At 39.1% G+C, this 10,975-nt stretch carries 9 protein-coding genes and 2 riboswitches; of the genes, 5 read left to right on the top strand and 4 right to left on the bottom strand.

Going from position 1 to position 10,975, the window contains the following annotated elements; translation table 11 throughout:
* Positions 1–9: 9 nt before the first annotated feature.
* Genes cobK through AO843_RS07620 form a run of 4 tightly spaced genes read right to left on the bottom strand, consistent with a single transcriptional unit; the run spans position 10 to position 3,740 of the window.
* Positions 10–771: a precorrin-6A reductase gene (gene cobK / locus AO843_RS07635; protein ID WP_054610529.1), complete on the bottom strand. Its 762-nt coding sequence runs from the start codon at positions 769–771 to the stop codon at positions 10–12.
* Positions 768–1,682, bottom strand: coding sequence for a sirohydrochlorin chelatase (locus tag AO843_RS07630; protein WP_054610528.1), 915 nt, complete (start codon positions 1,680–1,682; stop codon positions 768–770). The genes cobK and AO843_RS07630 overlap by 4 nt, the downstream gene beginning before the upstream one ends.
* A gap of 14 nt (positions 1,683–1,696) precedes the next feature.
* Complete coding sequence (gene cobJ / locus AO843_RS07625; protein ID WP_054610527.1) at positions 1,697–3,364, bottom strand: precorrin-3B C(17)-methyltransferase; 1,668 nt, start codon at positions 3,362–3,364, stop codon at positions 1,697–1,699.
* A gap of 4 nt (positions 3,365–3,368) precedes the next feature.
* Positions 3,369–3,740: a (2Fe-2S) ferredoxin domain-containing protein gene (locus AO843_RS07620; RefSeq protein ID WP_054610526.1), complete on the bottom strand. Its 372-nt coding sequence runs from the start codon at positions 3,738–3,740 to the stop codon at positions 3,369–3,371.
* A 142-nt stretch (positions 3,741–3,882) separates the two neighbouring features.
* A riboswitch (cobalamin riboswitch) is annotated at positions 3,883–4,065 on the bottom strand.
* 258 nt (positions 4,066–4,323) lie between these two features.
* A riboswitch (cobalamin riboswitch) is annotated at positions 4,324–4,509 on the top strand.
* A 143-nt stretch (positions 4,510–4,652) separates the two neighbouring features.
* On the opposite strand from AO843_RS07620, the gene AO843_RS07615 reads away from it, so the two are divergent.
* The 5 genes from AO843_RS07615 (at position 4,653) to AO843_RS07595 (ending at position 10,973) form a co-directional block, all read left to right on the top strand.
* A complete protein-coding gene (locus AO843_RS07615) occupies positions 4,653–5,399 on the top strand; it encodes an energy-coupling factor ABC transporter permease (protein WP_054610525.1) in 747 nt (248 codons plus the stop codon).
* Between the two features lie 2 nt (positions 5,400–5,401).
* Positions 5,402–5,674, top strand: a complete 273-nt coding sequence (locus AO843_RS07610; protein ID WP_054610524.1) for an energy-coupling factor ABC transporter substrate-binding protein — start codon at positions 5,402–5,404, stop codon at positions 5,672–5,674.
* A gap of 5 nt (positions 5,675–5,679) precedes the next feature.
* The gene (cbiQ, locus tag AO843_RS07605) at positions 5,680–6,453 is read left to right on the top strand and encodes a cobalt ECF transporter T component CbiQ (protein ID WP_054610523.1); all 774 of its coding nucleotides are present in this window, start codon (positions 5,680–5,682) and stop codon (positions 6,451–6,453) included.
* Positions 6,450–7,298 (top strand): energy-coupling factor ABC transporter ATP-binding protein, encoded by an 849-nt coding sequence (locus AO843_RS07600; RefSeq protein ID WP_054610522.1) that lies wholly within the window; start codon positions 6,450–6,452, stop codon positions 7,296–7,298. Before cbiQ ends, AO843_RS07600 begins: the two co-directional genes overlap by 4 nt.
* 156 nt (positions 7,299–7,454) lie before the next feature.
* The gene (locus tag AO843_RS07595) at positions 7,455–10,973 is read left to right on the top strand and encodes a S8 family serine peptidase (RefSeq protein ID WP_054610521.1); all 3,519 of its coding nucleotides are present in this window, start codon (positions 7,455–7,457) and stop codon (positions 10,971–10,973) included.
* Positions 10,974–10,975: the final 2 nt, after the last annotated feature.

The raw sequence follows: 10,975 nt of genomic DNA, 5'->3' as shown, positions 1-10,975 counted from the left end.
TGTTGCCTCCTAAAGTGTATGTTGTACAGCCTGTACCACTTCTTCAAAAGTAGAATATTGTTGGCCATATTTAATATTTGGTCTTGCAATAAGAATTGTTTCAATTTGACAGGCAAGAGCTGCCTCTAGCTTCTCATCAACTGAGCCAACCTTGCCGCTTTCTTTGGTAATCATCAAAGTCACTCCGTATTGACGAAATAATGCTTCATTTAATTCCTTTGAAAATGGACCTTGGATGGCTACAATATCTCGCTGTGCCACACCAAGTGCCTCACATTTTTCCATATTGTCAAGTCGTGGCAGCATACGAGCAATTACTCTTGTGTTTTCTAAGCCTTGTAAAACCTTCGTAAAAGTAGCAAGTGTTTTACTGCCTGTTGTCAGCATAATGACACCACGTTTTTCTGCTGCTAACTGGGCCGCCTCTTCATAATTCTTCACTACTGTGATAAGTGGATCGGCATAATGTTCATGGGCACGTTCGTAGCGAATATAAGGCACTTGTGCCAGTTCAGCTGCAGCCATAGCATTTTTCGAGGCTTCCTCTGCAAATGGATGAGAGCCATCCACTACCAATTGAAAACCCTGTTCCGTAATAATCGTCGCCATTTCTTCAGCTGTCAGTCGTCCTATTAAATGAGGTAAGCCAACGGCCGCCAGACTAGAGGCTGCTGACTCAGTTACGACCGTGGCAGTTACAACATGACCTGCGCTTTGTAATGTAAGGGCTAGATCCCTTGCATCACTCGTCCCTGCTAACATGAAAATCATTTTACCGGCTCCTCTTCATGATGATGGTCATGATGATCGTGTTCGTGATCATGGTGGTGGTCATGTCCATGGTCGTGATCATGATGGTGATGATGATGGGCATGTCCATGGACAGCAGCGTAAGCGCGATAATTTTCTAAATCTTGCATCCCTGTTGATGTACCATTAACCGCTTGCTCAATACGATCTAATAAAACATTTTGTAAACGTTCATGGTAGCCAAAGTAGTTGGCAATTTGAATATCACACGCTGGAAATTGTTCATTGAATTTCTCACACATAACATTCATACGCTCCATTAAAATGCCTGTGAATAAAAAGTAAGGAAGCATGATAATTTTTTTAGCACCCAGTTTGACACAACGTTCAATACCTTCTTCTACACGTGGATCCGTTACGCCCATAAAGGCACTTTCAACGTATTTAACAGGGAGCTTTTCCCATAATAATCGTGTGATTTTATAAAAATCCCCATTTGCATATGGATCACTGCCACCTCGTGCAATCAATAAAATAGCAGTATCTTGCTGCTCTTGTTCCGTATCAAAGCCAATTTCAACTAAACGATCTTGTAAAATCTCAAATATTTCTTCATGAATGCCAATTGTTTGACCATATGTGAATGTAATATTTGGATAATGTTCACGCGCATGCTCGATCTCTGCTGGAATATGTAGCTTTGAATGACCCGCATGAAGCAAAATAATTGGGATCACATGAACCTCTGTAGCCCCCTTCTTCACACAGTTCGTAATACCTTCTTCAATGTTAGGGGAAGCAAATTCAAGGAAACATGTTTCCACTAAAAACTGTTCATCAATGCGAGGTTTCATTTGTTCGATAAATGTGCGTACCTCATCATTTCCTGCTGCTAAACGGCTCCCATGGCCAACAAATAAAATAGCTTTCATCTCTTTTCTCCTTACTAGTCGCCGCACGGAGCTGGCTCTACTTTTATTTTGGATGACATATCTTGATAGGTAAAATGCAATATCCTTTTCACGCGCTTGAAGTATTTAAACAACCGTTCGTTTGGATGAGCATTTGCTTTATATTCTTCAATAATATCTGTAATGAGCGGTATTAATTGTTCAGGCTCCAAACCTTCTACAACAGGCTGTGCGGCATGAGCCGTACGACCGACTGGTTTTGCTCCAATAAAGACATCAAATTTACTTTTGCGATAGACAATCCCAATATCATCAAATACTGCTCGATAACAAGCCATACCACAGCCATTAAAGCCAATATTTAACGTTTTCGGTAATGACATACCGCCAAGCTTTTCTTGGATTTCTTCCGCATACGGAATGGAATCTGCCTTTTCACCGTAACAAAAATCACAAGCTTTCAATGACAACACATCACCAATTGGTGCTAATAGGAAGCCTACTTCCTGTAATTTTTCGGTGATACGTTCAGGAGCTGACGTAGGAACTTTCAAATGAATTTGATGATCTGGTGTATATTCCATCGAACCATCTTCCCCTACGACCTCTGCTAACGTCATCATTTGCTGTGGTGTAAAAAACTTATTGGCCACTCCAGGGCTCACTGCTAATTCAAAAATTGATTCTATTTTTTGCTGCACAAGCTTCGGAGTAACTTTGATGGCACTTGTTCCTTTTACCATTGCGAGTGCCGCTAAAGCCATTTCAAGCGCTGTTTTTTTCGGCTTTGGCGTAGCGGCTATACTGGGTTTATTCATTCGTCCAGCATTGGGATCTGCAGCAAAGTCATTTCGCGCCGTCCCTGTCTCTTGATTCATCGCCCACGGCTCATTTTCTTCCCGTAAACGTTGATGTGGACGCAATGGCTGTTTTTCTTCACCAAGTGTATATTTACGTTGGTAGCCACGTGGAGTAATCATTTTATTATCATAGAAAAATGTAGAGGAATTGCCGATAATCACGGTTGTCAGCATACCGATATCATGTTCCAACATTTCTGCTAATGTTGTCATAGTAACTTCCTGACGTTCTCTATAGGCACTTTTCACCAGCCCTACTGGTGTGTCAGGCGAACGATATTCTAAGAGAATTCGTTGCGCTTCGACGATTTGTCTTGTGCGGCGACCACTTTTAGGATTGTATAAAGCAATGACAAAATCGGCCATAGCTGCCGCTTCCACACGCTTCGCAATTAGATTCCAAGGAGTTAGGTGGTCACTTAAACTTATGGTACAAGCATCATGCATGATCGGTGCACCAAGTAAACTAGCACATGAATTAATGGCTGAAATACCCGGGACAATTTCAACTTCAATACCAGTTGCTTCTGTCCAGCCTAGCTCAATTAACACTTCATACACTAATCCCGCCATGCCGTAGACGCCCGCATCTCCACTCGAAATTACTGAAACAATACTTCCTGCCTCTGCTTGACGAACAGCCTCCTGAGCACGAGACACTTCTTCTGTCATGCCTGTACTGACAATCGATTTTGCACTGACTAAATCTTGAATAAGCTCTACATAAGTTTTATAGCCTATGATCATATCACTTTGCTGTAAAGCTTCTACTGCACGTGTCGTAATATGCTTAAAATCTCCAGGTCCAAAGCCTACTACGAAAATTTTCCCTTTTTGCGCCATGTTTCTACCCCTCTTTCACCTTTTCGATCCCTTTAATGGCTGTTGTTTGCGCTGTTCGCTGTAATGTACCTTCTTGAAGTGTAAAAACATGATCGTTATATAAGGATTCATGATGCAAATCCTGCACAAGTGTTCTAGCATGTTCCGTTGATGGCACACGGTACCAATTCCCCTGAGGGTAGGCAATAACAACACAAGCATCTTTGCATCGTCCATTACAGCGCGTTCTTGTTGTATGTATTTCTTTATCTAGTGCTTGTTGCTGTATTTCATCCCGTATAGCTTGGGTAATTTCCTCCCCATCTTTTTTCATACAGCTACTGCCATTGCAAATAAAGAGATGTGTTTTCATCCCCTCTAAATTCCACGTTGTCATCTTTTATCTCCCCTCATTTGCTTTTGGAAAAAAGAAAAACCTTTACTCTTACGAAGAGTAAAGGTTTGTAGAAGCCAAATAAAAACGAATAGATTGAAATACAGGTACTCGTTTTTGCTTCAACTTCTCCCTCCGAAAAGTTTGCATGCACAATCAGATAAGCAGGTTTCCTGACTTAAGCTTCATTTTACTGTCGCACCTTCCCAAGTTTGCACAGGTGGCTTTGCGAGTTCATCAGCTATTACAGTAGCGGGGGCTGCATTGGAATTTCACCAATTTCCCTATTATCTCGAGTTATTCGAGCACTTATCGACGTTTTATATGAAATTTTTAATAGTATATTAAATTGAAAACTGTCTTTATCATATCTTATTATTTTAAAATTTCAATATTTCTTTAAAAATTTATGACATATTTATCAATTTTAAAAGCGAGTTGTAGGCTATATAAAATTTGTTTTGCCCTATTTTTTCCCACAAAATAGTAATCGGAATTTTCGACATCGAGGTTCTTTTTTGAATTTTTTTACAAAAAAGTATAGCATATTTATGGAAATTCGTGATACACTTTGTCGTGAAATCTCACAACTTACTGTTTTTTCGGTGTAAAATGCTCGGCATTTTGCTTAAAAGGGAAGCCGGTTCGAATCCGGCGCGGTCCCGCCACTGTAATAGGGAGCTTTATAGAACATGTCACTGTCCAATGGATGGGAAGACCTATAAAGCGTTGAACTAGAGCCAGGAGACCTGCCGAAAATATGTGATCGTTTCAGCCTACGAGGATAGGTGTGCGGCTTAGCAGATGAGAATGTTATTTGCTTTTTTAGCTATGCACTTTTCCAACAATGGAGAAGTGCTTTTTTTATTACGCACGCTACATTCTTAAATCTATTTACAGTTAGGAGGAAGAAAATTGAAACTGTCTTGGTGGAAACTTAGTTACTTTTTGTTGGCCTTTTTAATCGTGCCAAAACGTGCCTTCGCCATGCATATCATGGAGGGTTTTTTACCAATCGAATGGGCTATTTTTTGGTGGGTAATCTCCATCCCATTTATTATTCTAGGTTTACGCTCTATTCGTAAAACGATTGATGAAAACCCCGAAACAAAAATGATTCTTGGGCTGTCAGGGGCGTTTGCTTTTGTCTTATCTGCCTTAAAAATCCCTTCTGTTACAGGAAGCTGCTCACATCCAACAGGTGTAGGACTAGGGACAGTTTTATTTGGACCGTTAGCCATGAGTGTTATCGGGACAATTGTTTTATTATTTCAATCTTTACTTTTAGCTCATGGTGGAATCACAACGTTAGGGGCCAATGCTTTTTCTATGGCTATTGTAGGTCCATTTATTGCTTACTTTGTTTTTAAAGGAGCACAAAAAATAGGGTTATCGTTTTCACTAGCTGTTTTCTTTGCAGCTATGCTTGGGGATTTAGGAACGTATGTGGTGACTTCCATTCAATTAGCACTTGCCTTCCCTTCTGAGATTGGAGGCTTTATGGCTTCACTTACAAAGTTCACAAGTATTTTTGCTTTAACACAAGTCCCGTTAGCAGTGAGTGAAGGGATTTTAACAGTGATTGTGATGAACTTCCTGAAAAAATACAATATTAGCGAATTAAAATCTTTACGTGTTTTTTCTACAAAGGAGGCACACTAACTATGAAACGAAATTTATTACTTTTAGCAATTGTTGTGCTATTAGCCATTATCCCTCTTTTCATACAAAAAGGAGCAGAATTCGGTGGAGCAGATGGTGAAGCAGAAGCTGCTATTGGGGAAATCAATGCAGAATACGAGCCATGGTTTGACAGTTTATGGGAACCACCTAGTGGTGAAATTGAAAGCTTATTATTCGTGCTACAAGCAGCTATAGGAGCGGGTTTTATTGGCTACTTTATTGGCTATATGCGTGGCAAACATAAAGAAGGTTAAGGACTATGTTACTCATTGATAAGTATGCGTATCTCAATAAGCTAGCGTTCGTTCATCCGTTAGAAAAAATGATATTTTCACTAGGATTACTTCTATTCACGCTTATTATGAGAGATGAACGACTTTCACTCATTACATTTTTTGTAATGAGTGCTTTTATCATTTTTGGCGCGAAAATTCCACTAAAATACTATGCAAAGCTATTATTATTACCTGGTTTTTTCCTATTAACGAGTCTCGCATCCATCTTAATTTCGATAACGCCAGCAACTAATGTATTACCTGCCCATATTGGGGTTGTTACATATACGAATTGGACAATTTTTATCGGGAGAGCAAGTGTTGCATCAGCGCAGCAGCTGTTCTTTATCGTCCTTGGTAGTATTAGTTGTTTATATTTTTTAATTTTAACAACATCCGTACAAGGGATTTGTTATGTACTTCGACAATGGCATCTCCCTACTTTACTAGTAGAGTTAGTAGAACTCACCTATCGTTTTATTTTTATGTTTTTAGAAAGCATGCAAAAAATTCAATTAGCTCAGCAAGCCCGGCTTGGCTACCATTCACCGATGCAATGGTTACGCTCAATATCCATGCTCATTGCAGCGTTGTTTGTTGAAATGTTTCAGCGCAGTCGTGAGCTCAACAATGCCATGCAGGCGCGTGGTGGTGAAATCGTCTATTGGCAAGAAGTGGGCTCTTATAGCAAGAGAAATTGGCTAGGTATGGCGGCTATTTTTTTATTCCTCATTGTATATGGAGGGTGCTTCTCATGACAGCATTTTATTTTAAACTCAACAATCTGTGTTATGCCTATGCGGATGGCACGAAGGCTTTAACAAATATTATATTAGACATTCCAAAAGGGAAAAAAATCGCTATTCTCGGTCATAACGGGGCAGGAAAATCCACTTTATTTCAACATCTTAATGGCATTTTGAAACCAACTGCTGGAACCATTTCATTTGATGGAAACGAACTTCAATATAGTAGAAAAGCATTAAAGGCCCTTCGTCAACAGGTCGGTATCGTCTTTCAAGATGCCAATAATCAGCTTTTTTCAGGAACTGTCAAGCAAGATATAGCATTTGGGCCACTGAACCTTGGATGGTCTACGGAAAAAATCGAGGAAAAAATAGCATGGGCTGTTGCACAAACAGAAGTCACAGATTTACTAGATAAGCCCATTCATTTTTTGAGCGTAGGACAGAAAAAGCGCGTGGCAATGGCAGGTGTTTTAGCGATGGAACCAACTGTCCTCTTATTAGACGAACCAACAGCAGGCCTTGATAACTATTATGCTACACAACTTTTGCAATACCTAGCTAAATTAGAGGCCTGTGAAAGAACCATTATCCTTGCTACTCACGACATTCCCCTCGCCTATGAGTGGGCAGATCAAATCATTGTTATGGAGGCAGGAAAAATTATTTACAATGGTGATCCTATCGCCTTGTTTTATGAAGAGGAATTGCTAAAATGTGCTCATCTTGAACGTCCATGGGTTTTTGAAATGGCGATTGCACTACAAAAAAAGAAGTTATTGCAAGAAAATATTTCACTTCCCCGCTCCAAGCATGATTTACTACAATTAATTGAGCAGACAAATGTTGAAGTATAATGGGCATCACCAATAAAATGGAACGGACAGTTCACCACTTTACTGTTCATTTTTTAAAATCAAGGAGAAAAATTTTCCTCATTTACGAAACTTTTCTAATATTTATCCGTATTAGTATAGTTGAGACTTAATATAGAACACCAAGGAGAGATACAATTGAAAAGTTGGTTAAAAAAATCAGTCGCTGTCGTAGCATCTGCTGCACTTATGGTTCCTGCCGCTTCTGCCTTTGCGGAGGAGATACCACAACAAACGGCGAAGAACGTATTAGCAAGCAGTTCACAACATGCAGGAAAGCATCTTAAAAATGAAGAGAAATGGATGAGTAAGGATACGATTATTATCAAGCATTCAGGGCTTGATAAAAACGTACATAAAAAAATTGGCTCCAAGGTCATCCGCTCCATCCCTTCATTAGGTTATGATGTGATTCAGCTTAACAAAGGTGTATCCATAGAAAAGGCCGTCTCTTACTATTTAAAGCAGAACGGGATTACAAGTGTATCCCCTAGTTATGTCTATCATTCTTTCAACAAGGAACTCGATCCAAAGAAACAAGAGATGTATCATTTAAGCCTACTGCAAATGGATAAGGCATTAGCATTAGCTGGCGATCATGACGTAACAGTAGCTGTCATCGATTCTGGTGTTGATTTTAAACACCCCGACCTAAAATCTCAAGTACTTACACCATATAATGCAGCCGCACCCGCAAATACTTCTTATCCAGGTGATCACGGAACACATGTTGCAGGCATTATCGCCGCAGCAAAAGACAATGGAATAGGTGGACATGGGATTAATCCGAAAGCCAAGCTACTACCAATTGATGTCTTTAACGGCAAAGAAGGAGCAAATGATTTTATCATTGCACAAGGTATTCTGTACGCCATTGAGCAAGGTGCTGACGTCATTAATATGAGTCTAGGAGGCTATGGTGAATCTCCACTTATGAAGGAAGCTGTTCAAAAAGCCATTGATAGCGGAATTACGATTGTAGCAGCGGCAGGAAATGAGTCGACTGATGAATATTCTTTCCCGGCTTCCTATCAAGGCGTTATTAGTGTTGGTTCAACGAATGATCGCAATAAACTATCAAGCTATTCCAATTTTGGTCCATCTGTCGATGTCGTGGCACCAGGTGAAGATATCTACAGTACCGTACATGATGAGAAAAAAGGATCTTCATTTGTCAAATTTAGTGGCACATCTATGGCATCTCCAGTAGTGGCAGGCATCGCCTCCCTACTTAAATCAAAATATCCGAATTTAAAGCCACATGAAATTGAAGCCATTCTTGAAATGACGGCTCAAGATTTGGGTGAGAAAGGCTATGATCTTACTTATGGTCATGGGCTTGTCGATCCTGTGAAAGCCTTACAGTTCGATTTAAATAATCTTCCTAAACATTATTCTGAATCCAAAGAAGAGCGTATCAAAAACGCCAAAGTTCTTGCTAAAAATACTTTAAATACTGAACAGGGTGTTTTTGAACAGCAAGACGAAAAAAAATGGTACAAGGTTGAGTTAGAGGCGAATGAATATACCCAGTTAACTTTAAAAGGCGCTGATAACTACGATTATGCCTTTGACTTATATTTCTACCCAAATAACCAGCAAGGTGAAGTAGAGCCGATCCATGTTAATGATGTTCGCGTAGGAAAAAAAGAAGGTTATCTCTTTAAAGCAGACCAAAAAGGAACGCTTCTAATTGGTGTGAAAGATCATAATGGTAGCTATAGCTTAAAAGGCAAATCTACTTATATCTTTACAGCACAAACTACGAAGGACTCGGACTTGCCAATCGATGCATTAGATAAATCTTCAATGGAGTCAATTAAAAAGTTCCCATATAATACAGCAGGCAAAAACTACACACTATTGTCCAAAGACCAACAAAAAGATCAAGATTATTTTACGTTTTCTGTAAAAAAACCGACGACATTAAAGTTTGATCTATCTGGCATTCCAGGTGTTACTGCCTCTATGGATCTTTATCTAAAAGATGACTTCAATCCAATTCCACCGGAGGAAGTGAATCAAGCTAAAAAAGAGGACAGTGAAGAAGAGGAAGCCTACTCAATTCAAAGTTCTTACGGTGCAGGTAAAGGTGAAGCTGTTAGTATGATCATCGATGCTGTTCCAGATCAAGAATATGTTTTAAGTGTATCCAATGAGAGTGATAGTGAATTTTCAATCGAGATGTTCTTTAGTGGTGGCATTGAAAAAGAGGAAACAATCAGTGAATCCATGATCCCTTATACATTAAAAGGAGAGGTTGTTACACTCCCACCAGATGAAGATGGACTACCTATAGAGGAAGTCATGTTCGAGGAAAGTGTCCCTGAAGAACAATTACCGATTACACCAAGTACAGCAAAAAAACGCAATGAAATTGATGGCATTATGAGTATGTTCATGAATTCCTTTACAACGGACAGTCTAGAAAATGTTGATCCGATTATCAAGCAAGCTATTCGCTTTACTATTGGAGAGGATCAAAAAGCTTATTTCCAAACAGAATATGATGAGGACTACTTCTTATTTAAATCTAAGGAAGATGCCCTTTATAGTTTTAGCTTTATCAAAGGTGCAAACCAAATGCCTTCTGGTACTGTGTTTGAATATAATGAAGAAGCAAAGGAACTAATTCCTGTATCGTCCTTAACAAATGACTTAGGTTTACTTTCATTACTCCTTGGTTCAGCTGGTAATGAAAACGATGCAAAAGTTATACCATTGAAAAAGGACAAAACATATGTGGTAGCCGTTGTGAATGCAGGTGAACGTTCTGCTGAACCTTATACTTTGAAAACAAGTAAAATAGGTGATATTCCAACAGATTATAATCCAGAGAATCATGAAGAAGCAAAAGCTATAAAAATTCAACCAGGTACAACTTATAAGGATCATCTAATTTACCAAGACGATGAGGATTATTATTATTATAAGCAAGAAGGCAATGATGAAGTTATGAGTCTGTTGCTTTCCTCTGTTCCATTTACCAATGAACAATTAAATCAACTGCCAAAAGAGCTACAAAAGGACTTGAAATTTGCAGGATCTATAATTGAAGATACGAATGGCAATATGAAAATTGATCCGAAAGAAATGGAAACTGCCATACCTTTTGGAATAAGCGATAATATTCTTGAAATGCTACTTGGTATGGTTGGAACGACAGACGTAAATACATCCTTTAAGGCTAAAAAAGATCGCGGGTATTTTATTCTAGTTAATAGCATGGGTCTTGGCCAAGTGTCCATTCAACCCTATACATTAACGATGTTTGACCATAAACGAGCAGACGAAGATGCAGATTCCCAATTAGTGAATGGTGTACCAACCAAACCATCTGCCCTAACGAAAAAAGACGACAAATGGGTAGCTACTCAATATTTAAATGCGGGTATTCCATTTGGTGATAAAGATTACTTTGAATTTAACAATGACCAAAAACGTGAAGTTTTCTTCTCACTTCAAACGGAAAAAGCGCTAGATGGCGTGATTCGTGTGTTAGATGCAAACGGGAAAACCGTCAAAACTTTAGATCTTTACGGAGCTGGAGATGCTGAAATGGGTACAGTTGAACTGGATGCAGGCAAATACTATATTGAAGTTAGTGAATATTATGGTCAAGCAAGTACACAACCTTATACGTTAGAAATTAAATAATG

Origin of the sequence: Lysinibacillus sp. ZYM-1 (assembly GCF_001308875.1) — a bacterium.
GTDB lineage: Bacteria > Bacillota > Bacilli > Bacillales_A > Planococcaceae > Lysinibacillus.
Note: the sequence above shows the minus strand (reverse complement) of the source record. Positions and strands in the feature narration are given on the sequence as shown.